The organism is Sphingomonas sp. Y38-1Y (assembly GCF_032391395.1).
Taxonomy (GTDB): Bacteria; Pseudomonadota; Alphaproteobacteria; order Sphingomonadales; family Sphingomonadaceae; genus Sphingomonas.
Map to the genome: position 1 here is coordinate 2,850,452 of NZ_CP135916.1, position 26,790 is coordinate 2,877,241.

Below are 26,790 nucleotides of genomic sequence, written 5' to 3' on the forward strand. Positions count from 1 at the left end.
CTGGAGCATATTTTGACCCCCGGACCCATGCAGGCCAGCTGGTCGGACGGCTATGTCGCCGACCTTGATTATACCTATGGCTATTACCGCGAGCTCAATCCGACGATGCTTCGGCTCGCCTGCCTCGCGGCCAATGTACAGCCGCCGGACATCGACGATTGCACCTATCTGGAGCTGGGTTTCGGCCAGGGTGTGTCGATCAACATGCACGCGGCCGCGGCGCCTGGGCGCTATTGGGGCGCAGACTTCAACCCCGCGCACGCGCTGCACGCACGGACGCTGGCGGGCGTATCGGGCGCCGATGCCGCGCTGTCGGACGACAGCTTTGCCAGCTTGGCGGCGCGTGACGACCTGCCGGCGTTCGACGTCATCGCGCTGCATGGCGTCTGGAGCTGGATCTCGGACGCGAACCGCGCCGCGATCCTCGACATCATCGATCGCCGGCTGAAGCCGGGCGGCATCGTCTTCCTCAGCTATAATTGTCAGCCCGGCTGGGCAGCGACGATGCCGGTACGCCACCTGATGGCGCGCCACATCGACTATGCCGCGACCCGTTCGACCGACATCCCCGCACTGATCGACAAGGCGATCACCTTCGCCCGCGAACTCGCCGGTGCCGGCGGCCGCTATTTCGCCGAGAATGCGGGCGCAGAGCCGTTCCTGGCGCAGATCGCCGGCAGCAATCGCCACTATCTGGCCCATGAGTATTTCAATGCGGACTGGCAGGTCGGCTATTTCTCGGGTGTCAGCGACGCGCTCGGGACGGTGAAGCTCAGCTATGCCGCCTCGGCCCGGCTGCTCGACCATCTGCCCGACTATGCGCTGCGACCGAGCGAGGCGCAGATTCTCGGCTCGATCGCGCATCCCATCATGCGCGAGACCGTGCGCGACTTCCTCGTCAACCAGAAGTTCCGGATGGACATCTTCGTCAAGGGCGCGCGACCGCTCGGCAGCGTCGATGCGCGGCGACATTGGCAGGAAACCGCCTTCGCCCTCGTCCTGCCTGTCGCCACGATCGGCTATCGGCACCCGACTCCGCAAGGCGAGCTGACGCTCGACGAGCGCATCTATCGGCCCGTGGTCAAGTATCTCGCGACCGATGGTTATCGCGCCAAGACCGTCAAGGAGATCAGCGAGGCCGCCTCGCTCTCGGGTTTCGACATCCGCGAGTTGCTGAGCGCACTCATGATGCTGACGGGGCTCGGCATCGCCCAGCCCGCGCGCGAGGCGACGCCCGCGCAACGTCGGCGCTGCGACGCGCTCAACCGGCATCTGTGCGAGCAGGCGCTCGCCTCCGCCGACATCCAGGTGCTCGCCTCGCCGGTGCTGGGCGGTGGCAAGGCGGTGCCGCAGGAGCACCAGCTGATCGTCCTGGCGATCCTGGCGGGCATGCGAACGCCCGACGAACAAGCGTCTTACCTGGCCAATGCCTTCGACGCGCACGACCTCAAGCTCCAGCGGGAGGGTCGTGCCATTCCACCCGGTCCGGCCGCGATCGGCGCCTTTCGCGCGATCGCCGCCAGGTTCGAGGCCGAGGGTCAAGCGGCGCTGCTGACCGGGCTCGGCATCCTCCCGCCGGCGGAGGCGCGATCGGCCGGCGATCCCGACCTGACGATGCTCAGCGGTGAAGCGTGCGTGGCGGAGCCCCTGCTGCGTTAGGGGTTCTGGGCGGGCTTCGGCTTGTACGCGTTCGGCGCCCCCGGCGTCGGCAGTTCCGCCGTGACCGGCACGCCGGTCGGATGCGCTCGCTTAAGTGGCGCGCGCAGCTTGATCCCGCTCCCGGCAACCGCGGTGCCGACCGCATAGGCGCGGGCCAGCGGCCGGGTCAGCGTGATGCGTGCGCCGGCACGTCCATTCTGGCTGGCCGCGACGACGACCTCCTCCGCATCCGCGCCCTGACTGATGGTGATCGCCTGGCCCTTGCGAAAGCCGGTCGCGTCCGTCACCTCGACGACGCTGCCGCCCTGCTCGACCGGGCTGCGGATCGTCGTCGCACCCGACGACCCGACATCCGCCACGATCGCGCGCTCGGCGGCGGCGCCCGTGCCGATCGTGATCGACTGGCCGGGCACGAAGTCGGCCACGCTCGCCACGCCGATCGTGGTGGCGCCGGCCGCCGCACCCTGGGGCGCCGTCGTCGCTGGCTGGGTCATGAAGTCACGGCAGAGGTTGTCGGTGTCGGCACCGTCGGGATAACGGCCGATGCTGCGGTTCGGGCTGCCCGGTGCCGCCGCCGCGCGCGCGGTTGCGGACGCGCTCGGGCCGGAGCCCGCGCCGGGGATAACCGCGATGCAGCCGCCCTGATGCTGGTCGCCTTCCAGCAGCGCGACCGCGGGCGTGGTGACGACGCCGCTGGCGCTCGAATTGCTCTGCTGCGATCCGTACACGATCGCGTCGACCTGTACCTGACCGCTTGGATCGGTGAGCGCGATCGAGCCGCCGCGGATCGATAGCTCGCCGCCGAACCATTGCTGCGGCGCCGGTCCTTGATAGCCCGCCGTGCGCACGCGCGGGTTGACGATCGGCGTGCCCGGATCATGGCGGCGCGCGAGCGGCCGGTCGAGCGTCAGGCCGCTCCCCAGCGCCTGCACCGCGTCCTCGCTGCCATGCGCATGGCGGGTTGCGGGCGTGAAGCTGATGCCGGCGCCGCGACCGGCGACATCAACGCCGACCATGTTGTCGAAGCGGAGCGGTGCGGCAAGCGTCACCCCGGTGCCGGCGGCGCCTGCCGTTCCGATCGCGGCGACCTTCACCCATTCCAGCCGCTGGCCGGACCCCACGGACAGCGTATCGCCGACCGTCAGGTTGGAAACGTCCTCGACCTTGACGATCGTGTCGCCCTTTTTGGCCGGGACCGACAGAACGGTCTGCGTGCCGGCCTTGCCGACGGCGGTGACGGTCACGACCTCGTGATTGCCGCCGGCGTCGATGCCCATCCGGTCGCCGACCGTGAAGCCGGCGGTGTTCATCACCGGCAGATTGGTCGATCCGGCCGGCACGACCAGGCGCGGGCCGGTCGAAACCGGAATGAAGATCGTCGTGGGCTCGCTCGCCTCGCGCCCGACCTGCGCGATGCGGCGACGCTCGCCGCCGATCTCGATCGACTGGCCGGGTGCGAAGCCCGCTGCGCTCCGCACCTCGACCGCGCGTGATCCCGCCTCCACCGGCGCCACCAGACCCGACGCCGCGAGGCCGAGCAGATAGTGTCTGCCGGGCGCCAGCAGCGTCCGCGCCGGGATCGTCGCGAGCGGCAGCGGCGCGAAGAACGTGCGCGTGTTGACGAGCTTCCAGCCCGAAATGTCGACCGCCCGGTCCGAGGCGTTGTAGAGCTCGACGAACTGATCGGTCGCGTTCCCGCCGGTGGCAAAGCGGACTTCGTTGATCTTGACCGCTTCGGCGCTGCGCACCCGCTGCGCGCTGGTGTCGGTTCGCGCGCCCGACGCATCGCTCCACCCCGCCCGTGCGGTCAGATAGCCGGCGCTGGCGCCCGCCGGGGATGCGATCCGGAACCGGCCTTGCACCGTGCCGCCCGGCGGCACGGTGCCGAAGCGAACATCGCTCGCCGGCGTGGCGACCCATCCCGACGGACCCGCCACCGTCAGATCCACGTCGCGCGCGGTGTCGCGCGTGCTGTTGTGGAAGGTGACCGTCAGCTCTGCCGTCCCGCCCGGCGTAAAGCCGGTCAGCCGCGATTGCGCCAGGATCGGCAGGTCGTACCCGGCCGCGACGATGTTCGCCTGGACGGCTTCGGCCACCCGGGCGCTGGGATGCCCGGCCGTCATTACGCCTTCATAGAAGGTGCCGGCCGACCCGTTCCCGTTGTCGCCGCCATTTCCCATCTGGATCGCACCCTTCTTGTGCATCGGGAAATAGGCGTCGTTCTCCCGCGAACCGGGGCGTGCGCCTTCGTAGAAGGTCCGGAGCGCCCCCGCCTGCGCATCGCCGCCGCGCAGGTTCCAGAAATTGCGGCCACCCCCGCCGAACATGCCCGTCACGAACCGCCAATCGATCGACGGGTTGGCCGCGTTCACGCCCGCCTCGTATCCGGAGAAGAGGCCCGCCTCCATGTCGGACATGATCCACGGCCCCTTGCCCGCGCCGCTTCCCCAGCCGCTGGAGGTGCCGAAATAGACGCTCTCCATCGTGCCGGTGCCGACCGCGAGGCCGTTGGTCGACGCGTTGCCATAGTTGAAGCAGCAACCGCTGCTGTAATGCGTGCCGTCGACGACGACATGAATCCCGGCAGGCTCGTCGTCGATCGGCAGATCCCGCGCGTTGTTGTTCCGGAAGCCCATGCCCGGCATGATGTAAACGCCGTAGGCCTTGCGCCCGCCGCCGATGGTGATCGGCGCCATGTCGGCGATCGGCAACGCGTTGAACGCGCCCTTTTCGGGTCCGGGATAGAGGGGCCCCGGCGGCGCCTGGAACAGGTGGTTCCCCCGCCCCGACTGATCGTAGATCATCGTGATGTAGCAGAGCGTCTCGGCACAGAAGCGGTCTTGCGTGGCCGCATCGACGAAGCCCGTGTCGGGGGATCGCTCAAGGCCGATGTCGATCAGACGGCCATCGGATTGCCGCTTCACCTGATAGAGCGGCCCCTCATACCGCGAAAGCAACCGGCGCGTCGTGCTGTGCGCCGTGACGCATGGTGTCCCGCCGGCGGCATAGATATCGCACGGTGCAGGCTTGGCACGCTGATTGGACGACGCTGCCGCTCGCGCGCGCTCCCCGTCCAGCGCCATGACCAGTGCCAACGCCGACAGTCCGATCATGCCGTAATCTCCGGTTCGAGCGGCGAAGCGGCTAGCGCGCCGATCGCAAGGAGCGTCGGCTTGGCACCCTTGGGACGAAGTCTGCAAGCTTTGATGCGAGGCAAGCTCCGGAAACGACCTGCGTTTTCAAGGCGCAGGCCGTTCCGGTGGAGCAGCCGGGGCCGGAGCGCCCCTTAGAACGTCAGGTTCACCGCCAGGGCGAAGGTGCGACCGAAATAGGCGGTGTAGAGCGGATCCTGTCGCACCGAATCCGCCGTCAGCCGGTTGGTCTCGTTGGTCAGGTTCGATGCCTCGGCGATCAGCTTGATGTTGTCGGTCAGGTTGTACGAGGCGGAGGCATCGACGAAGATCGAGCTCGAGTTCGACAGCGAATCCGCATCGACCGATCCGCCGCCCGGCACGCTGGTCAGGAACGACGAGCGATAGTTGATCGTCGAGCGAATGCTGAACTTCTTGTCCTCGTAATAGAGCGTGCCGCTCGCCGTTTCGGGCGACAGGCCGGTCAGCGACGCCGTCGTCGAGGCGGTGGGCGAGATAATGTAGTTGATCGTCGACCGCACGCGCGTGAAGTTGGCCAGCACGCCGAAGTTGCTAAGTGCGCCCGGCAGGAAGCGGAACGGGATCTGGGCGTTGACCTCCACCCCGCTCAGCGGGCCGCCCGGCGTGTTGTTGTTGCGCGTCACGGTGAAGAGATTGTCGGGCGTGACGCCGGTTCCCGTATTTTCCAGCAGCGACAGCGGCAGACCCAGGTCGCGGAACGGCACCAGGTCGCGCGTCGACTGTATGAAGGTTTCGATGTCCTTGTAGAAATAGGCGATCGAGATCAGCGACCCCGGCGCGAAATACCATTCGAGCGACGCATCGAGCGTGTTGGCACGAATGGGATCGAGGAACGGGTTGCTGATCGAGGCGGTCTGGATGTTGATGTTCGCCGATCCGCTGGGGATAAGCTGGCCGTACGCCGGACGCGACATCACGCGCGCGGCCGAGAAGCGGGCGACGATGTCCGACGTGACGTCGAGCGCAAGGTTGAGCGAGGGCAGCCAATCCTCGTACGATCGATCGACTTCCGAAATCAGGTAGCGCGAGGGAAAGGGCGACCCCGCGGGCGCCGCCGCCGGAATCGCGCCATAGGTTTCGAGCTTGGTGTTGACGTAGCGGACACCGGCATCACCGCGCAGCGTGAAGGGCAGCGTATCCTCGGTGTTGAACTTTACCATCAGATAGCCCGACTTGTACGTCTCCTTGACGCCGCCATACGAACCCTTGGCGCACTCGATGTTGCAATAGCCGTAGCTGTCGAAGCCGACGGCGTTGCGGAACTTGTCGGGATCGATCGAGACGAAGTCCTGAAGCTGGCCGTTCAGGTTCTTGCCGACGCCCGACGTGACGAACGCGAAGTCGGCGATCGACACGCCAGCCGGCAGCGCCAGCGGGGTGTTGGTCTGAAGCTGCCGCTCGCGCGCGGTATATTCGTTGGTTCGATACTGGCCGCCCAGCTGGACGGTGAAGCCCGGTGCGGCTTCCCAGTCGCCGTTCAGTTCGAACGTCTTGCTGATGATCGTATTGCGACGGATGAAGTTCGACAGCTGCCCGCGCTGCGCGCCGTTGGCGAGCGGCGGACCGTACTGGAAGTTGGCCGGATTGGTGAGGTCGAGGCCATAGCCGATCGTCGGGATGTGCGGATTGTCGCGGAAGTCGATCGAGAAGTTGCGCGTGTCGTTCGAGTCGATCGCAACCTGAAGACGGTCGATGTCGAGCTTCGATTCGCTAATGCCCGCCAGACCATAGAGGCGCACAGTGTCGGAGAAGCGGTGGTCGAAGTTGAAGTTGGCCTGCCGGAATTCGGAAGTGAACGCCTCGTCCTGCATCTCAGAGCGCAGGTCGACGCCGTCGAACAGGCCGTAGACGAGCGATCCGTTCTCATCGACCTCGATATCGCGCACCGACGTCATCGGCTGACCCTGGTTCGAGGCGGCGCGGCCGAACGAACGCGCGTCGATCATCGTGTCGAGGCGGTCGACCTTGAAACGCGAATAGAGCCCGTCGATCGAGATGTCGGTGTTGTCGCTCGGCTTCCACTGCACGGTCAGCGTGCCGGCGAGGCGCTCCTGCTCCTGGCTCGACTTCACCGGACGCGGCAGGCGGGGGAGGAACACGCCGCCGCCGGGGCGGCCGGATACACCCCGCCGGCTCATAATATAGTCATAGGCTGCGGCCGTGCCGGTGCGCGGATTGTTGGTGCTGCAATTGTTGGCGTCGGCGCCGACCGAATTACCGCCATTGGCGAAGCCCGGCACCGGGCTGATCGTCGGTGCGCCGTTGTAGACATAGCCGACCGGCGTGCAGAACGGGAAGACGACGCCTGCATTGGGCGTGCCGGCGGGCTGCGCCTGACCATAGGTATAGGTCGGCACGACATCGACCGCCGAATAGGCATATTCGTCGATGTGCCGCTTTGAATAGGCGATGCTGCCGAGGATGCCGAAATTGCTGCCGAACTGCTTGGAGACGAGCGCCGACAGGCGCGGATCGACCTGTTTGGCGATGTCGTTGTAGATGCCGCGCGCGGTCGCCGAGAAGTTGAAGTCCTTCGTCGTGTCGAAGGGCTTTGGCGCGCGCAGGTCGACGGTGGCGCCGAGCGAGCCTTCCTCGACATCGGCCGAGGTCGTCTTGCGCACCGACAGCGACGAGAAGATCTCGGTCGGGAAGGTCACGAAGTCGAACGACCGGCCGCTGGCGACGCCGCCGCGGATGTCGGTGCCGCTGACCTGGCTCACGCCCTCCATGCCGTTGATGCGCACGCGCGTGAACTGCGCGCCGAGGCCGCGGACCGAGATGTTGCGCCCCTCACCGCCGTCGCCGCGCGACAGCGCGACGCCCGGGATGCGCTGCATCGATTCGGCCAGGTTCGAGTCGGGGAACTTGCCGATATCTTCGGCAACGATGCTGTCGACTGCGGCGGTTTCCTCACGCTTCTGAAGGAGCGCCTGGTTGAGCGAAGCGCGAAAGCCGGTGACGACGATGTCGGCGTTGCTGTCGCTGTCCTGCGGCGCGGCGGCCGGAGCCGGATCGCTGGTCTGCGCCGCCGCCGGCAATGCGATGAGCAATGCCGCAAGGCTGGTCGATGCACGGATGCTGCGCTTGAAATCGAATTGCACGATCAAGTCCCCTCCAGTCGCGATCCGCGCACGCGGACCCGCTTTTCCAGAGTGACGCGCTGACGGCGTTCATCCCTGGTCGGGGATTGTCATACGCTCGGAAAATCTGCCTGACAATATGATCTTACAAATCTGACTGGCAGTTTACACGGCGCGTCGTGCGAGGGCCCGGCGTCGCTGGGCGGTTTCGGCGCGGGCGCGCTCGACCGCTTCGGTTTCGGTGACGTCGAGAAGGTGCGTGATGACACGATTGAGGTGGTCGCGCATCGCCGCGCGCGCCTCCGCCGGAGACCGCGCTTCGAGCGCGCGAAGGATGCGGCCATGCTCGTCCAGCCGACTCTGCGTTCCCAGGCTGCCGGCCTTGCGCAGCACCTCTCGCGCCAGTGGCGAGCGGAAGCGCATGTCCCAGAAATCGGTCACCGCGGCGATGATGACCGCGTTGCCCGTCGCCTCGGCGATGGCGATGTGAAAGCGGCGGTCGGCGACCTCTGCGGCGGCGGTGTCCGCGGTCTCCATCTCCACCATCAGCGACCGCAATTCGGCGAGATGCTCCTCGTCGATCTCGGTCGCGGCGACGGCAGCGACCTCGCCTTCGAGCAGGCGCCGTGCCTCAATGATCTCGAATGCGCCGATGTCGAGTTCGGCCTCGTTGGAGGCGGCGGCGGCGACGTTCGAGTCGAGGACGAACACGCCCGATCCCTTGCGCGCCTCGACCAGGCCCAGCATCTCGAGCGCGATCATCGCCTCGCGGATGGTCGGGCGGCTGACGCCGAAGCGTTCGGTCAGGTCGCGTTCGGCCGGAAGCCGCGCGCCGGGCACATAGATGCCGGCGGCGATGTCGGCCCTGATCGTGTCGACGATCCTGCGATAGAGCTTTCCGCCCTGTTCCCCCGTCACCCGCTCATCCTCTTCGACCGTCACGCCCTGTCCTCTGCCGCGCCAGGGGCAGCGTCAAGCCCGGCGACCTCATAGCATGAGGAAATGTCTGACAGGAGGGTTGCTTGTGGTCTAGCCACATTCTAGGCTCGACCCATCGGCCCGAGTGAAGGCCGCGATTTGAGGGGATTAGCGATGCGCCTGGCCGCCCTTTCCATCGTTGCCGCCTGTACGCTGGCAGCGCCTGCCGCCGCGCAGGCGCCGTGGCGCGACGTCACGCCAAAGGCCGGACTGGCAGGCTGGTCGATCACCGGGGGCAACGCGCCCTATCGCGTCGAGAATGGCGAACTGATCGGCCGCGCCGCGCCCAAGACGCCGAACAGCTGGCTCGTCTCGGACCAGCAATATGGCGACTTCATCGTCGAGTTCGAGGCGAAGACCGATCCCACGCTGAATTCGGGCATGATGATCCGCGGCCAGCGTCGGCCCGACTACCGGAACGGCGTCGTGCACGGCTATCAGGCCGAAATCGATCCATCGAAGCGCGGCTGGAGCGGCGGCCTCTATGACGAGCAGCGCCGCCAGTGGCTCTATACGCTCGGTCGCAACGACGCGGCGCGTGCGGCCTTCAAACCGGGGGACTGGAATCGGTATCGGGTGGAGGCGATCGGCAACCGTATCCGCACTTGGGTCAACGGCGTCCCGGCCACCGATCTGGTCGACGACACCGATGCGCGCGGCTTCATCGCGCTTCAGGTCCATTCGGTTTCGGACGAGGTCGCGGCCAGGAACCCCGAGGTCCGCTTCCGCAAGATCCGCGTCATCACCGACCGGCCGGCGCGGCATGCCCTGCCCGAGACCAAGCTCGAACAGATCGGTTGGCTGACCAATCGGCTGAGCCCCGGCGAGCAGCGCACCGGCTGGAAGCTGCTGTGGGACGGGCGGACCACCGCCGGCTGGCGGAGCGCGAAGGGACCGACCTTCCCCGCCAAGGGCTGGGCGATCCGCGACGGCATCCTGTCGGTCGAACCCTCAGGCGGCGGCGAGTCGACCAATGGCGGCGACATCATCACCACGCGCGATTATCGCAATTTCGAGCTGTCGGTCGATTTCCGCCTGACGCCCGGCGCGAACAGCGGGATCAAGTATTTCGTCGATCCGAACCTGCTCAAGGGCGAGGGATCGGCGATCGGGCTGGAATATCAACTGCTCGACGATGCACGGCATCCCGATGCCAAGATGGGCCGCGACGGCAACCGGACTCTGGGATCGCTCTACGACCTCATCACCGCGCGCAACCTGTCGGACCCGGACAGCCCGGGCAAGCGCATCAACCCGCCGGGCGAATGGAACCGCGCGCTGCTGATCGTGCGCGGCAACCATGTCGAGCACTGGCTGAACGGCTTCAAGGTCGTCGAGTATGAGCGCGGCTCGCCCGAGTTCCGGCGACTGGTCGCGATGAGCAAATACGCCAAATGGCCGCGCTTCGGCGAATGGGAATCGGGTCCGATCCTGCTTCAGGATCACGGCGACCGCGTCGATTTCCGCTCGATCAAGCTGCGCGAACGCTAAGGGGACTAGGGAATGGACCGCAGAACGATCCTGAAGGGTGCTGGCGCCGCCGCCGGCCTGGCGATGACGGCCAAAAGCTATGCGCGCATCCAGGGTGCGAACGATCGCCTGCGCGTCGCGGTGGTCGGGATCAATGGCCGGGGACAGGCGCATCTGAGCGCCTTTACCAAGGTGCCGGGATGCGAGATCACGCACATCGTCGACGTCGACTCCGACGTGCTGACCAAGCGCGCCGACGCGTTCGCGGGCAAGGGCTTTGCCCGGCCCAAGCTGGAGCGCGACTATCGCCAGCTCCTCGCGCGCAAGGAGGCGGACATCGTCACGGTGGCGACGCCCGATTTCTCGCACGCGAAGATCGGCATCGATGCGATGCGGGCGGGCGCACACGTCTACCTCGAGAAGCCGATCGGCATCGCACCGGCCGAGGGCGAGGCGCTGATCGCCGCGCAGAAGCGCACCGGCCGCGTGCTTCAGGTCGGCAACCAGCAACGATCGAGCATCGAGACGCGCCAGCTTCTCGACCTCGTCCGCGGCGGGACGCTGGGCGACGTCTATGAGGCGCAGACCTGGTACGCCAACAACCGCAAGTCGATCGGCAAGGGCAAGGTGACTGCCCCGCCCGCCAATCTCGACTGGGAGCTGTGGCAGGGACCGCGACCGCGCGGGCCGTATCGCGACAACCTCGTCCACTATAACTGGCACTGGTTCTGGAAGTACGGAACGGGCGAGATCTGCAACAACGCGATGCACGAGCTCGACATCGCGCGCTGGCTGATGGGCGTCACCTATCCGACGCAGGTGTCCGCCAAGGGCGCGCGCAATTTCTGGAAGGGCGACGATTGGGAAATGTACGACTCCCTCGCGCTCGACCTCGATTATGACGGCGGGCGGACGATCCGCTGGAACGGGCAGAGCTGCAACGGCATCCAGACCTATGGCCGCGGGCGCGGGGTGCTGCTGCTCGGGACCAAGGGGTCGGCGATCGTCGACCGCAACGGGTTCGAGCTCTATGGCCTGGACGGCAAGAAGATCCGCGAGGCGAAGGCGCCGGCCACGTCAGAGACGACCGGGACGGTCGGCGAAGGCGCGCTCGACGTCTATCACGCGCAGAACTTCGTCGACGTGATCCGCGGCAAGAGCCGGGCGCTGAACTCACCGATTGCGGAGGGGCATATCAGCACGACGCTCTGCCACCTGGGCAACATGGCCTATCGCACCGATGCCGACCTGACCGTCGATCCGCGAACCGGCCGGCCGTCGAGCGCGGCGGCGATGAAGCTGTGGGCGGTCGACTATGCGCCGGGCTGGGGCCTGAACGCCTGACGTGAGCATCGAGACGCGGATCGAGCGGTTCGCCGCGATGGGCACCCGCGTCGAGCTGCACGTCTTCGGGCCGGGCGACACCGACTGCCTGTGGGCCGCGCGGCGCGCGATCGAGGCGGTGGACGACGCGTTGACGATCCACCGCCCCTCCCGCACCACCGCGCTCAACGAAGCGCTGGCGGCGGGGGGCGGCGCGGCGGTCGACGATCCGCTGCTGCTCGACGCGCTGGCGATTGCCGACGCGGCGGTGGCCGCAACGGGCGGGCTGTTCGATCCGACGGCCGGCGATGGCTTGCCCGGGTGCTGGGATCATCTGTCGATCGATCGCGCGGCGGCACGAGTTGCCGCGAGCGCGCCGGTCGCCTTCGACTTTGGCGGGTTCGGCAAGGGCTATGCGCTGGATCGCGCGGTCGATATCCTTCGCGCAGCCGGTGTCGTCAGCGCGTTGCTTTCGGCGGGAGAAAGCTCGATCGCGGTGATCGGGCAGCATCCGCTCGGCGGCGGCTGGCCGCTGGCGGTCCCCGACCCGGTGCTGCCCGGCGCGACCTTGGCCGCGATCGAGGTCGAGGATGCGGCGCTGTCGATCTCCTCGACCGTCGGGCCGGGGATGCTGGCGCCGCGGCGCGCCGCGACCGTCCGCCCGAGCGACGGCCGCGCGGTTGCCCACCCGCGCACCGCGATCGCGGTCGAGGCGAGCGGCGCGCTGGCCGAGGCGATCAGCACCGCGCTGATCGTCGCCGATCGGGCCGAGGCGGCGGCGCTGATCGCGGCGCGGCCCGGCGGCCGCCACCTGTTCAATCATGCCGCGGCGATGCCGGCGGTGCGTGAGGAAGCCGATGTATGAACGAGCGTGACTTCGACCTGACCCGCCGCGGCTTTCTCGACCGCGTGCTCGCCGCATCGACCGGGATCGGCATGGCGACGGTGGCGCCCTGGGCGAGCGCGGCGGCAGCGGGCGTGCAGCGCGGCGACCGGGTGCGGCTGGGCGTCGTCGGCACGGGCGACCGCGGGCGGGCGCTGATCCAGAACATCCAGAAGACGAAGAACTGCACCGTCGCCGCGATCTGCGACAGCTATGCCCCGCATCTGGCACGCGGCCGCGCGCTGGTGCCGGCGGGCACGCGCAGCTTCACCGACTATCGCGCGATGCTGGATGCCAAGGGGATCGACGCCGTCGTGATCGCAACCCCGCTCGACCTTCACGCGCAACAGACCTTCATGGCGCTCGACGCCGGGCTGCACGTCTGGTGCGAAAAGGCGATGGCGCGGACGATCGCCGATTGCGGCGCGATGATTACGCGGGCGCGAGGCGCGCGAAAGGTGCTCCAGATCGGGCATCAGCGGATGTTCCACCCGACCTATCTCGCCGCGCGCAAGCGGGCGGCGGCGGGCGAGATCGGCACGATCACGCAGGTGCGCGCGAGCTGGCACCGCAACAAGAGCTGGCGCCGCCCCGTCGCCGCCGACGCGACCGACCGCCAGATCAATTGGCGCCTCTATCGCGACCGATCGGCCGGGCTGATGACCGAGCTTGCCACGCATCAGCTTCAGGTCGCCAACTGGTTCATGGACGCGCTGCCGACGCGGGTGATGGGCTCGGGCAGCATCTGCTTCTGGAAGGACGGGCGCGAGGTCTATGACCATGTCGCTTTGGTGTTCGACTATCCGGGTGGGCGAAAGACGATCTACACGTCGCTCCTCAACAACGCGCGCTATGGCTGCGAGGAGCAGATCCAGGGGAGCAAGGGGACGATCGAGCCCGAGCTCGGCCGCATCTATTCCGAGGATCCCGGCGCGGTACCGGCGCTCGCGCAGATGCAGTGCGACGTGGCCGCGGGTACCAAGCGCGCGGTGCCGATCGGCGGCGCGACCTGGTTCCCGGAGCTTCCCGTCCGCACGCCCGGCACCCCGCTCGGCTGGGGCGAATATGACGAGACGATGCTCCAGTTCGAGGGGTTCGCGGAGGCGGTGCGCAAGGGGCGCGAGCTGCCGGGGCTGCTCAAGGAAGCCTATTACGCCAGCGTCGCGTCGCTGCTGGGCGAGCAGGCGATGGATGCCGGCCGCGCGCTCGACTGGCCGAAGGATCTGGTCGCGGTTTGAAGCCCGTCTCACCCTCCTCCGTTCGTGCCGAGTAGAGACTGAGTAGCGCCCGGCGGGCGCGTATCAAAGGCTCGTATCGAGGTACGGGTGTGGCTCCCATCCTCCCTCGATACGCGCCTTCGATACGCCGGCTGGCGCCGGCTACTCAGTCGCTACTCGGGACGAACGGGGAGGAAAGCGGACGTTGAAGCGTCACGCCGGCTTCACCTCCAGCCGGGGCACGAGCAGGTGGATGATCGCCAGCGCGATCAGATACGCGCTGCCCGCCCAGACGAACACCGGCGCATAGCTGCCGACGCTCTCGAGCACCTGGCCGACATAGGTCGACATCAGCATCCCGCCGACCGCGCCCGCCGCGCCGCCGATCCCCATGACCGAGGCGACCGACGAACGGGGGAAAGTGTCGCTGACCATCGTGTAGAGGTTCGACGACCAGCCCTGATGCGCCGCCGCGGCCAGGCCGATGATCGCCACCGCGGTCCAGAGGCCCGACACGCTGCTCGCAAAGAAGATCGGCAGTACGCAAACCGCGCAGACGAGCAGCGCCAGCTTGCGCCCGGCATTGACGCTCATGCCGCGCTTGATGAGCGCCGAGGAGAGCCAGCCGCCGCCGATGCTGCCGACGTCCGCCAGCAGATAGACGGCGATCAGCGGCGGGCCGAAGGTCTTGAGGTCGAGGCCGTGGCGCTTGGCGAAGAAGTCGGGGAGCCAGAAGAGGAAGAGGTACCAGACCGGATCGGTCAGGAACTTGCCGGCCATGAACGCCCAGGTGCCGCGGCGGCGGAACAGCGCGGTCCAGGGGATGCGCGGCTCGTCCTCGGCGGGGGCGACGTCCGAGTTGATATAGGCGAGCTCGGACGGCGAGACGCGCGGATGCTCGGCAGGCTTGCGATAGAACGCGAGCCAGATGGCGAGCCACACGAAGCCGAGCAGGCCGGTGATGATGAACGCCGCCTCCCACCCCAGCTGGATCGCCAGGATCGGCACGATGATCGGCGTCGCGATCGCGCCGACATTGGCGCCGGCGTTGAGGATGCCGGCCGCGAGCGCGCGCTCCTTCTTGGGGAACCACTCCGCCACCGACTTGATCGCGGCGGGGAAGTTCGCCGCCTCGCCAAGGCCGAGCGCGAAGCGTGCCGCCGCAAACCCGCCGGGGGTGCGGGCGAGCGCGTGGACCATCGCCGCGACGCTCCAGATCGCGATCGCGCCGGCATAACCGAGCTTCGAGCCGATGCGGTCGATCACCGGCCCGCAGGCGAGCAGGCCGATGCCGTAGGCGGCCTGGAACCAGAAGACGATGTTGCCGTAATCGATCTCGCTCCAGCCGAGTTCGTCCTGGAGCGTGGGCTTGAGGATGCCGATGATCTGGCGATCGATGTAGTTGATCGTCGTCGCGAAGAAGAGCAGCGCGCAGATGATCCAGCGAATGTTGCTGGCGGGCCGGATGGGGCCGGATGGGGTCACGCTGTCTCTCCTATCGCGGTCGTTGCCGCGCGTTTTCGTCAGTTCGCGCGGGCGTGGGCGATCCCGCGCTCCAGGCCGCGCAGTTCGGCCAGGCCCCGCATCCGCCCGAGCAGCGAATAGCCCGGCAACGTCCGCTTGTTGAGGTCGTCGAGCATCTGGTGCCCATGGTCGGGCCGCATCGGGATCGAGCGGCCCTCGCGCTGTTGCAGGTCGTGGACGGCCGCGACGATGCGCGCCATCTCGGCATTGCCCTCCAGGTGCGGCGCCTCGTGAAACGCGCCGCCGCCCTCGCGCTGCACGGAGCGCAGGTGCAGGAAGCCGATCCGGCTGCCCAGCCGCTCGACCATGCCGGGCAGGTCGTTGTCGGCGCGCGCGCCGAACGATCCCGAGCAGAAGCAGAGGCCGTTGGCCGCGCTCGGCACCGCGTCGAACAGGTGGGCGACATCGGCCTCGGTGCTGACGACGCGCGGCAGGCCGAACAGCGGAAAGGGCGGGTCGTCGGGGTGGACGACCATGCGGATGCCCAGCGCCTCGGCATGGGGGCACACCGCGTCGAGAAAGGCCACGAGGTTGGCGCGAAGCGCATCGGGACCGAGCTCGGCATAGCCGGCAAGCGCTGCCCGGAAGGCGTCGCGGGTGAACCCCTCCTCGCTGCCCGGCAGGCCGGCGATGATCGTCGCCTCCAGCGCCTGGCAGGCGTCGGCGTCCATCGATGCGTGCCGCCGTGCGGCGCGATCGAGCATGTCGGGCGCATAATCCGCCTCCGCCCCCGGCCGCGCGAGGATGAAGCAGTCGTAGAGCGCCGCCACCTCATGCTCGAACCGCAGCGCGCGGGCGCCGTCCGGCAGTTCCCAGGCGAGGTCGGTCCGCGTCCAGTCGAGCACCGGCATGAAATTATAGGTGACGACGTCGATGCCGGACGCGGCGAGATTGGTCAGCGTCTGGCAATATGCCTCGATATAGCGGGCCGCGTCGCCATTGCCGGTCTTGATGTCATCATGGACGGGCACGCTTTCGACCACGCGCCAACGCAGGCCCGCGGCTTCGACCGTGTCGCGATAGGCGGCGATCGTCTCGGCCGGCCACACCGCGCCGTTGGGCAGATCGTGCAGCGCGCTGACCACGTCGGTCGCTCCCGACTGCCTGATTTCCCGAAGCGATACCGGGTCGGATGCCCCGAACCATCGCATCGCCTGCGTCATCCACACGCGCACTGCCCCCAAAACACCCGCAGCCACTTCGCCGCTTCCGATTTGCTATCATAGCGAATATGACAGGCCAATATTAAAAGCGGTAAGACATCTTTTGGAGGGGCATCATGCAGGAAGTCGATCGACGTGCCTTGCTGGCGGGTTTGGGCATCGGCGGTGCGGCGCTGGCGGCAAGCGGCGCGATTGCGCAGTCGACCGCGCAGGGCAATGCCGCCCCCGATCGCGGGCCGCCGCGCCAGCCCGACCCGTCGGCCAGGCACCGCATCCGCTTCGCCGTCATCGGCCTGGATCATCCGCACATCTATGCGATGACCGACGCGCTGATCCGTGGCGGCGGCACGCTGGCGATGGTTCACGCACCCGATCCCAAGCAGCGCGCCGCGTTCCTCGGTCGCTATGGCGACGTGCGGCTGGCACGCAGCGAGGCCGAGGTGCTGGAGGCGCGCGACATCCAGCTCGTCGCCAGCGCGTCGATCCCCGACCTGCGTGCGCCGCTGGGCATCCGCGTGATGCGCGCGGGCAAGGACTTTCTGTCGGACAAGCCGGGGATCACCAGCCTCGCGCAGCTCGCCGAGGTTCGCCGCACCATTGCCTCGACGAAGCGCAAGTTCGCGATCCTCTATTCCGAACGCTACGAAGTTCGCGCCGCGGTGCGCGCGGGCGAACTGGTCAAGGCCGGCGCGATCGGCAAGGTGGTCCAGACCGTCAACCTCGCGCCCCACCGGATGAGCCCGGCCAGCCGCCCTGACTGGTTCTGGGACACCGCGCGCTATGGCGGCATCCTGACCGATATCGGCAGCCACCAGGCCGACCAGTTCCTGTTCTATACGGGATCGACCCGCGCCGAGGTGGTCGCGTCGCAGGCGGGCAATGTCGGCACGCCCCAGCATCCGCGCTTCCAGGATTTCGGCGACATGACGCTGACCGGCAATGGCGGCACGGGTTATGTCCGCGTCGACTGGTTCACCCCCGACGGGCTGTCGACCTGGGGCGACGGGCGGCTGTTCATCCTGGGCACCGGCGGCTTCATCGAGCTGCGCAAATATGTCGACGTCGCCGGGCGACCGGGCGGCGACCACCTGTTCATCACGGACGCCAAGGGTTCGCGCCACGAGGATTGCAGCCGCGTTCCCCTTCCCTTCGGCCCGCAGTTCGTCAGCGACGTGGTGGAGCGAACCGAAGTGGCACAGGATCAGCGCCAGGCGCTGCTCGCGGCCGAACTGGTGCTGAAGGCACAGGCACGCGCCAAGCCGCCGGTCCTGCCGACCGCCTGACGCACTGGCCAGGTGCGCGGCCGCGGGTTTGCGCTATAGCGCGCGAAAATCCTGTGGGAGTTGAGCATCATGACCATCGACCGGCGTTCGCTCATTGCAGGTGCCGCCCTGGGCGGCGCAGCGCTTGCGAGCGCCAATGCTCAGCCACGGCAGGACGCGACGATGAACCCCGAGATCTACGAGCTTCGCACCTATCGCCTCGTCCATGGCCCGATGAGGGCGCGCCTGGATGCGTATCTTCGCGATGCCTTCATCCCGGCCGCGCACCGGGCGGGCTGCGGGCCGATCGGCGTCTTCACCGTCGCCATCGGGCTCGAAAGCCCGAGCGTGTACGTGCTCGTGCCGCATCCCAGCCTCGACAGCTTCGCTTCGCTCTCCGCCAGGCTCGCGGCCGATGCCGCCCATACACAGGCCAGCCAGCCGTTCCTGAACGCGGCGCCGAGCGATCCGCCCTACGCCTCGCTCGACGTCAAGCTGATGAAGGCATTTCCCCACATGCCGCGGGTCGAGGTGCCGAGTTCGGCAACCGCCGCCCAGGGCCGCATCTTCGAGCTTCGGACCTATTACAGCCACAGCGACAAGGCCGGGGCGACGAAGATCGACATGTTCGATACGGGCGGCGAGATCGAGATCTTCCGCCGTACCGGGCTGCAACCCGTCTTCTTCGCGCAGGACCTGACCGGATCGCGGCTGCCCAGCCTGACCTACATGCTGACCTTCCCCGACCTGGCGACGCGCGAGCGCAATTGGCGCACGTTCGGCAGCGACCCGGCGTGGAAGAAGCTGATCGCGACCCCGGGGCTGACGGACCCGGAGATCACCACCGGGATCGACAACCAGATCCTGAGCCCGGCGCCCTATTCGCAGATCTGACCGGTCGGTCGGGCCGGCTCAGAAGCCGGCGAACGGTCCGTTCAGGCGCACGATCGCGCGGTTGAGGAACGCGGCGACGCTGACCCAGGCCAGGTAAGGCAGGATCAGCAACGCGGCGAAGGTGGAGATCGGCCACAGCCCCACCACCAGCGCGACGAGCGAAGCCCAGAGGAACACGACCTCGACCAGCGCCCAGTCGGGGCGGCGCATCCGGAAGAACAGCGGGCTCCACGCGGCATGGCAGAGCGCGTTAACCGCGAACAGGATCACCCCGTCCCGAAACGATCCTGTAAAGTGCGAGTATAGGCCAAGGGTCAAGGCCGGACGGAGCAGGGTCTGGCACAATAGTTTCCAAGTTGCTGAACTTGGACGACAACCTTCCCGTTACTTCCATTATGTGCGGCGCAACATCGCCTTGTCAGCCTTCATACGCCTGATCGCCGAGGCGCCGGTATCGAACACGCCGCGCCAACCCTGCGGCTTATATGGCTGGTGCGCGACAAAGCTGGGGGCGGCGGGTCCAAAGCGGCGATCGAAATTGGCGCCCCGCCGGTGCCCCGCGCCGCGCCGCATACGTATTTTACCGCTATCAAAACCGCCGATCTTGGGGGACAGTCTCGCGATGCCGGCATCAGACCGGCGTGCGACACGGGAGGATGCGGGTGGACCATCAGGATATGCGGACGAGTCGGCGCGGGGCGCTGATGCTGGGCGGCGCGGCAATGCTGGCGGCGACACCGGCGCTGGCGAGACCGCCCGCCTCCGGTCTCGATGCGATCGCACGGACGCGCGGACTGCGGTTCGGTTCGGCGGTCGCGTCCGGGGCGCCGGGTGCCGATCGCGGATCCTGGGCCAATCCGCGCTATGCCGCTTTGCTCCAGCGCGACTGCGGACTGCTCGTCGCCGAGAACGAGATGAAGTGGCAGGCACTGCGCCCCGCCCCCGACCGCTTCGACTTCGCGCGCGCCGACGCGATGATGGCCTATGCCAAGGCAAAGGGCATGACGATGCGCGGGCACAATCTGCTCTGGCATCAGCCCAAATGGTTTCCCAAGTGGCTAAACGACCATGATTTCGGCGCGCGTCCGGCCGCCGAGGCCGAGCGCATCCTGACCACGCACATCCGCACCGTCATGCGGCGCTATGGTGCGGCGATCCCCAGCTGGGACGTCGTCAACGAGGCGGTGAAGCCGGAGGACTCGACGCTCTACGATACCTCGCTGTCGCGAGCGCTCGGCGGCGCGGAGGCGACGCTCGACCTCGCCTTCCGCACCGCGCGGGCGGAGGGTCCGAAGACCGAGCTCGTCTACAACGACTATATGAGCTGGGAGCCGGGCAACGAGCGGCACCGCGCGGGCGTGCTCAAGCTGCTGGAGGGGTTCCGCAAGCGCAATGTTCCGGTCGACGCGTTGGGCGTCCAGTCGCACCTCATCACCCAATCGCCCGACATCAAGGGAACGGTGAGCCGCCAGCAGGCGGAGTGGCGCCGCTTCCTCGATGAAGTCACCGGCATGGGTTACCGCCTGCTCATCACCGAGCTCGACGTGCGCGACAATGGCCTGCCCGCCGCGGACGGGCCGCGCGATCGTGCGGTCGCCGATTATACGCGCGCCTATCTCGACGTGACGCTCAGCTACCGCCAGCTTCGCGACGTGCTCGCCTGGGGGATGTGCGACCGGTACAGCTGGATCGAGGGGTTCGAGCCGCGGCCGGACAAGGCGCTGCGCCGCCCCACGCTCTACGACCGCGAATTCAGGGCCAAGCCGATGCATGCCGCGGTCGCCGCGGCGCTGGCCGCGGCACCCAAACGATAAACGATAAAACGACGGGGGAAATCATGAAGAAAGCCGCTGCCGCCGCGCTGACCGCGCTGCTCGCCACCACTGCGCTTGCGCAGGATGCCGCCCAGCAGGGCGTCGCGCATCCGGCGCTCTGGCCCACCGCCAGAAGCCAGGGCCTGATCGATCCGGCGACCGAGGCGAAGATCACCGCGCTGATGGCGCGGATGAGCCTGGAGGAAAAGGTAGGGCAGATGATCCAGGCCGATATCGGCGCGATCAAGCCCGAGGATCTGCGCAGATACCCGCTCGGCTCGATCCTGGCGGGCGGCAGCTCGCCGCCGCTGGGCAAGCCCGACCGCTCGCCCGGTCCCGACTGGACCGCGACCAGCCGCGCGTTCGAGGCGGTGGCGATGGAGGCACGCGGCGGCCATGTGCCGATCCCGCTGATCTTCGGCGTCGACGCCGTCCACGGCAACAACAACGTCGTCGGCGCGACGCTCTTTCCCCACAATATCGGCCTGGGTGCGGCGCACGACCCCGACCTCATCCGCCGCATCGGCGAGGCGACTGCGAAGGAGACGGCGGCGGCGGGCATCACCTGGGCGTTCGGGCCGACGCTGGCGGTGCCGCAGGACGACCGCTGGGGCCGGACGTACGAGGGCTATTCGGAGGATCCGGCGCTGGTGCGCAGCTATGCCGCGCCGATGATCGCCGGGCTTCAGGGTGCACCCGGCCGCGGCACGATCCAGCAGGGGCACGTGGCCGCGAGCGCCAAGCACTTCCTGGGTGACGGCGGGACCAAGGACGGGATCGACCAGGGCAATGACGAGATCGACGAGAAGACGCTGATCGCGATCCATAATGCCGGCTACCCGCCCGCGATCGACGCGGGGACGATGACCGTCATGGCCTCGTACAGCTCGTGGCAGGGCAAGAAGATGCACGGCAACAAGAGCCTGCTGACCGACGTGCTAAAGGGACGGATGGGCTTTGCCGGCTTCGTCGTCGGCGACTGGAACGGCCATGGTCAGGTGCCCGGCTGCACCAAGGAGGATTGCGCGCAGACGTTCAACGCCGGGCTCGACATGGCGATGGCGCCGGACAGCTGGAAGGGGCTGTTCGACAACACCGTTAAGCTGGCACGCAGCGGGGTCATCCCGATGGCCCGCATCGACGATGCCGTCCGCCGCATCCTGCGCGTCAAGATGAAGCTCGGCCTGTTCGACAAGGCGCGGCCGTTCGAGGATCGAGCGGGCGTGATCGGCGCCCCCGGCCACCGTGCGCTGGCGCGGGAGGCGGTGCGCAAGTCGCTGGTGCTGCTCAAGAACGAGGGCGTGCTGCCGTTGAAGCCCAACGCCCGCATCCTCGTCGCCGGCACCCATGCCGACGATGTCGGCCTCCAGGCGGGCGGCTGGACGCTGAGCTGGCAAGGCGACGGCAACAAGCCCGCCGACTTCCCCAACGCCCAGTCGATCTATGCCGGCATCGCCGAGGCCATGCGCGCGGGCGGCGGCAGCGCCGAGCTGAACGTCGAAGGCCAGTTCACGCGCAAGCCCGACGTCGCCGTCGTCGTGTTCGGCGAGATGCCCTATGCCGAGATGCGCGGCGACATTCGCACGCTGGAGTTCCAGGCGGGCGACAAGCAGGCGCTGGCGACGCTGAAGCGGCTGAAGGCGGCGGGCATTCCCGTCGTGTCGGTGTTCCTCTCAGGCCGCCCGCTCTGGGTCAATCCCGAGCTCAACCAGTCGGATGCGTTCGTCGCGGCGTTCCTGCCGGGGTCGGAGGGCGGCGGCATCGCCGACGTGCTGATCGCCGGGCCGAACGGGCGGCCGCGCAACGATTTCACCGGGCGGCTGTCGTATAGTTGGCCCAAGACCGCGGGCCAGTTCACGCTCAACAAGGGGGCGCCCGGCTACGATCCGCTGTTCGCGCTCGGCTATGGCCTCAGCTATGCCAAGCCGGGCCGCGTGCCGAAGCTGGGCGAGGTCGCCGGCATCGACGCGAGCCTCGCCAATACCAGCCTGTTCTACACGCTCGGCCGGACGCCGGCGCCGTTCGCATGGCGGCTCGACGGCGTGACCGCGACGGCAGTGGATTCGGCGCGGACGCAGGAGGGCGCGTCGCTGCTCCGCTGGACGGCGGGGCGGCAGGGGACGGCAAAGATCGCCGGCCCGGGCCTCGACCTGACGCGCGAGACCAATGCCGACGTGCTGCTCCAGGTTCAGTATCGCGTCGAGACGGCACCGGGCGGGCCGGTGCGGCTCTCGCTCGGCTCGGGCAGCGTCGATGCGCGCAGCCTGTTCGCCGCCGGCGACGGTTGGCGCACCGCGCGGGTGCCGCTCAAATGCTTCGCGGCGGCGGGCGGCGACATGACCAAGGTCGACGTGCCGGTCGCACTGTCGGCGACCGGACCGTTCGCGGTGGCGATCAGCGACGCGCGGCTGGTGACCGATCCGGAAGGCGCGGTGTGCCCGGGGCCTTGAGGTAGTCGCTGACCTGTCACCCCGGACTTGTTCCGGGGTCCACCTTGCCGCGTTGGCGAAGCCAGAGGGGAAAGGCGGCGCTTGCCGCGTGCGCTTTCTAATCCAACGACCCGCATGCGAGCCAGCCAGGTGGATCCCGGAACAAGTCCGGGATGACGACGCAGGAGTAGAGGCGGCCCCCATCACACAAAAAAGGGCGCGTCCGGCCGGTCGGACGCGCCCTTAATCCTGGTGCAATCGGGCGCGGCATCGCTGCCGCGCCCGCTCCCCCTTAGAAGTTGCCGCGCAGGATGAACGAGAAGCGGCGGTCGTTGATGAAGTACGACCGCGGCGCTAGGCGGTCCGGATCGCCCGTGTACGCCTGAAGCGTGCGCGTGCTCTCGTTGGTCAGGTTCACGCCCTGGACGCCCAGCTTGATGTACTTGTTGACGTTGACGAACACCGACGCGTCGAGCTGGCCCGTCTCGTCGTTGAAGATCGACGTGTACGGGAAGATCACGTCCGCCGCGGTGAGCAGGAAGCGCGAGCGCCAATTGTACGCGGCACGAAGCGAGATCGGCCCCTTTTCGTAGAACACCGTCGCGTTGACGTTGTGCTTCGACAGCCCCTCCAACGGCAGGTTGCCCGGCGGGATCGGCGATTCGTTCGACGGCGTACCGCCATTGAGGAACGAGTTCGGCAGGCCCGAGCTGTCGATGTACGAATAGTTGCCGTTGAAGCCCAATCCGTTGAGGAAGCCCGGCAGGAAATCGAACGTCTGCTGGTAGGAGACCTCGACGCCCTTGATCTTGCCCGTGCCGTCGAAATTGGCCGGGCCGCGGATCAGCACCGGCACGGTCACACCGTTGCTGGTGATGTCTCGGGTGATGAGCGACGAGAAGAAGAAGTTGTCGACCGCCTTGTAGAAGCCGTTGACCGTCAGCGACCCGACGCGCGCGAAATACCATTCGAGCGTGGCGTCGAACTGCCAGGCGGTGGCAGGCTTCAGGAACGGATTGCCCGCGGTCGCTGTCGCCGCACCCGTGTTGGGATCGGTCGTCACGCCGATGAAGTTACGGATGTTGGCAAGGTCGGGACGCGTCAGCACCTTCGACACCGCAAAGCGCGCGATGAGGTCGTTGGAAAGGCCGAGCTTCAGGTTGAAGCTGGGCAGGAAGTAATCGTAATTGTTGCGCGCGATGTCAGGAACGGACTGGCCGGTCGCGAACTGCTGAAGCTGAGCATAGCCGGCCGCACCCAGATTACAGATGCCGCCCGGCTGGGACGGCGGCGTGCCCGGCGGGGCCCCCTCCGGCACCCGCGCGTCGCAGCGGCCGGTGAAGATCGTCTGGCCGGTCACCGGGTCGATCTCGGTCCGCGAGAACGGATCGACGATGCCCAGCGCTTCGCGCGTCGGCACGCCGATGTTGCCCGCCGACCGGATGTTGGTCGCGACATAGCGGACGCCGATGTTGCCCGACACGCGGATGCCGGCGAACAGCGGATCTTCCGATCCGAAGTTCAGCATGACGTACGCCGCACTGTCCTGCTGGTTCACCGGCTGGATCTCGTCCGGCAGGTACGAGGTGCCCGCAATCGCGTTCGGCCGCTCGTTCGCCGGCACCCAGCGGTTGGTCGCCGTCGCGCCATTCGTCGTCTTCCAGATGTCGTTGAGCGACTTGAAGTAGCTCGCCGACCCCTGATAGTCGTTGATGAGGTCGCCGTTATAGTAGTAGCCGCCGATCGGCCCCGGCGTCGCGCCGCGGAAGAAGTCGGGGAAGCTGAAGAAGTCCGACCGCGACGTGTCGCCTTGGTTGAACGTGACCGGCGCGCCCGACCAGACTTCACTGATCGCACCCCAGTTATAGGCGGTGTACTTGACCGTCTGGTTACGCTCCGAATAGCGCGCACCGAACTTTACGCGGTTCAGGAACGATCCGTCGTCGAACTTGTACGAGAAGTCGCCCTTGATCTGATATTCGGAGCCGCGCGAATCCTCGAGGTGATCCATCGCCGCGCGCCAGAACTGGAAGTCGCGGTTCTGGAAATACTGCTCGTCGGTCGCCGCGGTCAGCGTGGGGTTTGGCGTCGCCCAGCTTGCCGCCAGCGTCAGCGGCTTGTGCGGGATGACGACCGGCGTGTTGCCGGTCAGGTCGAGTTCCTGGTCGGCGAAGGTCGAGCCGAACACGCTGACGTCGAGATTCTCGCGCTTGGCATAGGTGTAGTCGACATCGAGGTTCATCGAGAAGCGGTCGGTGAACTCGTGCTTCAGGTTGAAGCCGAAGTCGCGAACCTCGTTCTCCTCGAAAACCTGGCGCCGCGACAACGACTGCTGGACGCCGCCGGTCGGCACCGTTGTTTCCGCCGAGCCGCTGGAGGCGGTACGCCAGCCGGTACCCGGCAGCGTGATGTAACCCTTCTGAAAAAGGCCGTCGTCGCCATACTCATAGTTGCGGAACTGTCCGGTCGGGCATTCGGCGCGGACGCCGCCGTTCGGGCCGTTGGTGTTCTGCTGACAGCCGAACGGATAGGTATTGTATTCGGCAAGATCCGGCGCGCTCTCGAAGGTCCGCTCGCCCCAGGCGTTGGTCGAATGCGAACGTAGGAACTGCGCGGTCAGCATCGTGCGCTTGTCCGTGCTCTCCCACTGAAGGGCGAGCGCCTGGCCGTCGCGCTTGCGGTCATAGTCCTGCGTGCGGAACTGGCCGCCGATCGGCGCATAGAGCGGACCCGCCGCCAGGTCGGCGAAGCCGTCAGCACCGGGCGTGCCGCCCACGCCGCAGGTCCCTGGCGCCGGAAGCGTCGTGGTGTCGGTGTTGCCAGGGAGCGGATTGCGGCAGACGGTACCGCCGTCGTTCGCCCCGGTGGTGCTGCCACCGTCGCGCGTCTGGACGTTGGTGATCTGGATGCCGTCGGCGCGGCTCTTCAGGCGCGAGTAGGACCCGTTGACCAGCACACCGAACGTACCGATCCCGGTCTCCCAGGTGTTGCTGAGCAGCAGCGACGCGGTCGGCGCCCATTGCTTGCGGAAGTCGCCGTAATTCGCCTCGATGCCGCCGCCGATATGGAACCCGCGATTGTCGAGCGGCTTGCGCGTGTTGAGGTTGACGGTACCGGCCAGCCCGCCCTCGATGAGGTCGGCGGTGGCGTTCTTGTAGATCTCGACCGACCCAAGCAGTTCAGACGGGACGTCGGCGAAGTTCAGCGCCTGGCCGCCGATGCCGGCGGCGAACGCGCTGCGGCCGTTGAACTCCGACCGGACGAAGTTGAGGCCGCGAACGACGACGCCCGAGCCCTCGACCGAGAAGTGGTCGGGATCGTTCGAGCCGGCGAAGCGGTTGATCGACACACCCGGCACGCGTTGAAGCGCCTCGGTCACGGAGCGGTCGGGGAGCGCGCCGATGTCCTGCGCAGTGATCGCGTCGACGACCGTGTCGGCGTTGCGCTTGATGTTCTGGGCGTTGGCAAGGCTCTGGCGGATGCCGGTGACGACGATCTCGTCCGCGCCGGGCTCGCTCGTCGTCTGCGTCTCGACCGACTGGCCCGACGGCTCGCCAGGTGTCGGCTGCGTCACCGCGCCGTCCTGCGGTTGGGCGGCGGGTGCGGCGTTGCCGGCCGTACCCTGGCCCGACGCCGCGCCGGTCTGCGCCCAGGCAGGCGCCGCCATGGCGAACGCGCACACCGCGCCGACCGAAACACCCGTCTTCAGAAGCTTGTTGAGATCGCGCGACTTCGACACGCGCAGCATTTCAGAGCCGATAAAGGCCATGATCCTCTCCCCCTTTGCACGTGACACGTTGACCGTGCCTTGTTCGCGAAGACTAGGCAGCGCTTCGGCGTCCTGCAAGCGGTTTTGGTTGCGGTAACATCGCCAATGCTTTGCATACGAAGTCAGCGACTTCGTGTTGCAACGCTGCAACA

Annotated in this window: 16 protein-coding genes; 9 read left to right on the forward strand and 7 right to left on the reverse strand. The window is 67.6% G+C overall.

What is annotated here, in order from left to right; genetic code table 11:
- Positions 1-27 precede the first annotated feature (27 nt).
- The gene (locus tag RS883_RS13535; protein WP_315760710.1) at positions 28-1,659 is read left to right on the forward strand and encodes a methyltransferase regulatory domain-containing protein; all 1,632 of its coding nucleotides are present in this window, start codon (positions 28-30) and stop codon (positions 1,657-1,659) included.
- Here the strand turns inward: RS883_RS13535 and RS883_RS13540 are convergent.
- The 3 genes from RS883_RS13540 to RS883_RS13550 form a co-directional block, all read right to left on the reverse strand.
- Complete coding sequence (locus tag RS883_RS13540; RefSeq protein ID WP_315760711.1) at positions 1,656-4,772, reverse strand: arabinofuranosidase catalytic domain-containing protein; 3,117 nt, start codon at positions 4,770-4,772, stop codon at positions 1,656-1,658. The two genes, RS883_RS13535 and RS883_RS13540, sit on opposite strands and share 4 nt — an antisense overlap.
- Positions 4,773-4,945: 173 nt before the next feature.
- On the reverse strand, positions 4,946-7,933 hold the full coding sequence (locus tag RS883_RS13545) for a TonB-dependent receptor (RefSeq protein WP_315760712.1): 2,988 nt from the start codon (positions 7,931-7,933) through the stop codon (positions 4,946-4,948).
- 144 nt (positions 7,934-8,077) lie between these two features.
- Positions 8,078-8,854 (reverse strand): FadR/GntR family transcriptional regulator, encoded by a 777-nt coding sequence (locus tag RS883_RS13550; RefSeq protein WP_315760713.1) that lies wholly within the window; start codon positions 8,852-8,854, stop codon positions 8,078-8,080.
- A gap of 150 nt (positions 8,855-9,004) precedes the next feature.
- Here RS883_RS13550 and RS883_RS13555 point away from each other — a divergent pair, with 150 nt between their 5' ends.
- From RS883_RS13555 to RS883_RS13570, 4 genes are read left to right on the forward strand one after another with little or no spacing between them, the layout of a single operon-like run.
- Positions 9,005-10,381: a DUF1080 domain-containing protein gene (locus RS883_RS13555; protein WP_315760714.1), complete on the forward strand. Its 1,377-nt coding sequence runs from the start codon at positions 9,005-9,007 to the stop codon at positions 10,379-10,381.
- 12 nt (positions 10,382-10,393) lie between these two features.
- The gene (locus RS883_RS13560; protein ID WP_315760715.1) at positions 10,394-11,704 is read left to right on the forward strand and encodes a Gfo/Idh/MocA family oxidoreductase; all 1,311 of its coding nucleotides are present in this window, start codon (positions 10,394-10,396) and stop codon (positions 11,702-11,704) included.
- A gap of 1 nt (position 11,705) precedes the next feature.
- Positions 11,706-12,548 carry an FAD:protein FMN transferase gene (locus RS883_RS13565; protein WP_315760716.1) on the forward strand — a complete coding sequence of 281 codons (843 nt, stop codon included), beginning with the start codon at positions 11,706-11,708 and terminating at the stop codon, positions 12,546-12,548.
- Positions 12,545-13,804, forward strand: coding sequence for a Gfo/Idh/MocA family oxidoreductase (locus RS883_RS13570; protein WP_315760717.1), 1,260 nt, complete (start codon positions 12,545-12,547; stop codon positions 13,802-13,804). The genes RS883_RS13565 and RS883_RS13570 overlap by 4 nt, the downstream gene beginning before the upstream one ends.
- A gap of 192 nt (positions 13,805-13,996) precedes the next feature.
- Here the strand turns inward: RS883_RS13570 and RS883_RS13575 are convergent, their stop codons facing one another.
- Positions 13,997-15,268 carry an MFS transporter gene (locus RS883_RS13575; RefSeq protein WP_315760718.1) on the reverse strand — a complete coding sequence of 424 codons (1,272 nt, stop codon included), beginning with the start codon at positions 15,266-15,268 and terminating at the stop codon, positions 13,997-13,999.
- 38 nt (positions 15,269-15,306) lie between these two features.
- Positions 15,307-16,470, reverse strand: coding sequence for a mannonate dehydratase (gene uxuA, locus RS883_RS13580; RefSeq protein ID WP_315765141.1), 1,164 nt, complete (start codon positions 16,468-16,470; stop codon positions 15,307-15,309).
- 116 nt (positions 16,471-16,586) lie between these two features.
- On the opposite strand from uxuA, the gene RS883_RS13585 reads away from it, so the two are divergent.
- Together RS883_RS13585 and RS883_RS13590 are read left to right on the forward strand one after the other, a co-directional pair.
- Positions 16,587-17,753 carry a Gfo/Idh/MocA family oxidoreductase gene (locus RS883_RS13585; protein WP_315760719.1) on the forward strand — a complete coding sequence of 389 codons (1,167 nt, stop codon included), beginning with the start codon at positions 16,587-16,589 and terminating at the stop codon, positions 17,751-17,753.
- A 69-nt stretch (positions 17,754-17,822) separates the two neighbouring features.
- A complete protein-coding gene (locus RS883_RS13590; RefSeq protein ID WP_315760720.1) occupies positions 17,823-18,626 on the forward strand; it encodes an NIPSNAP family protein in 804 nt (267 codons plus the stop codon).
- An 18-nt stretch (positions 18,627-18,644) separates the two neighbouring features.
- Here RS883_RS13590 and RS883_RS13595 read toward each other — a convergent pair whose 3' ends face one another.
- On the reverse strand, positions 18,645-18,896 hold the full coding sequence (locus RS883_RS13595) for a TspO/MBR family protein (protein WP_315760721.1): 252 nt from the start codon (positions 18,894-18,896) through the stop codon (positions 18,645-18,647).
- Positions 18,897-19,288: 392 nt separating this feature from the next.
- Here RS883_RS13595 and RS883_RS13600 point away from each other — a divergent pair, with 392 nt between their 5' ends.
- Positions 19,289-20,440 carry an endo-1,4-beta-xylanase gene (locus RS883_RS13600; RefSeq protein ID WP_409977350.1) on the forward strand — a complete coding sequence of 384 codons (1,152 nt, stop codon included), beginning with the start codon at positions 19,289-19,291 and terminating at the stop codon, positions 20,438-20,440.
- A 23-nt stretch (positions 20,441-20,463) separates the two neighbouring features.
- Positions 20,464-22,890 carry a glycoside hydrolase family 3 protein gene (locus tag RS883_RS13605; RefSeq protein WP_315760723.1) on the forward strand — a complete coding sequence of 809 codons (2,427 nt, stop codon included), beginning with the start codon at positions 20,464-20,466 and terminating at the stop codon, positions 22,888-22,890.
- Positions 22,891-23,161: 271 nt separating this feature from the next.
- Here the strand turns inward: RS883_RS13605 and RS883_RS13610 are convergent, their stop codons facing one another.
- Positions 23,162-26,638: a TonB-dependent receptor gene (locus tag RS883_RS13610; protein ID WP_315760724.1), complete on the reverse strand. Its 3,477-nt coding sequence runs from the start codon at positions 26,636-26,638 to the stop codon at positions 23,162-23,164.
- Between the last annotated feature and the right edge of the window lie 152 nt (positions 26,639-26,790).

What these genes read in the sequence shown, in the direction of transcription:
- RS883_RS13540 (WP_315760711.1), bottom strand. Translation starts at nt 4,772, where the DNA reads ATGATCGGACTGTCGGCGTTGGCACTGGTCATGGCGCTGGACGGGGAG.
- RS883_RS13610 (WP_315760724.1), bottom strand. Translation starts at nt 26,638, where the DNA reads ATGGCCTTTATCGGCTCTGAAATGCTGCGCGTGTCGAAGTCGCGCGAT.
- RS883_RS13560 (WP_315760715.1), top strand. Translation starts at nt 10,394, where the DNA reads ATGGACCGCAGAACGATCCTGAAGGGTGCTGGCGCCGCCGCCGGCCTG.
- RS883_RS13535 (WP_315760710.1), top strand. Translation starts at nt 28, where the DNA reads ATGCAGGCCAGCTGGTCGGACGGCTATGTCGCCGACCTTGATTATACC.
- RS883_RS13590 (WP_315760720.1), top strand. Translation starts at nt 17,823, where the DNA reads ATGACCATCGACCGGCGTTCGCTCATTGCAGGTGCCGCCCTGGGCGGC.
- RS883_RS13585 (WP_315760719.1), top strand. Translation starts at nt 16,587, where the DNA reads ATGCAGGAAGTCGATCGACGTGCCTTGCTGGCGGGTTTGGGCATCGGC.
- uxuA (WP_315765141.1), bottom strand. Translation starts at nt 16,470, where the DNA reads ATGACGCAGGCGATGCGATGGTTCGGGGCATCCGACCCGGTATCGCTT.
- RS883_RS13570 (WP_315760717.1), top strand. Translation starts at nt 12,545, where the DNA reads ATGAACGAGCGTGACTTCGACCTGACCCGCCGCGGCTTTCTCGACCGC.
- RS883_RS13605 (WP_315760723.1), top strand. Translation starts at nt 20,464, where the DNA reads ATGAAGAAAGCCGCTGCCGCCGCGCTGACCGCGCTGCTCGCCACCACT.
- RS883_RS13555 (WP_315760714.1), top strand. Translation starts at nt 9,005, where the DNA reads ATGCGCCTGGCCGCCCTTTCCATCGTTGCCGCCTGTACGCTGGCAGCG.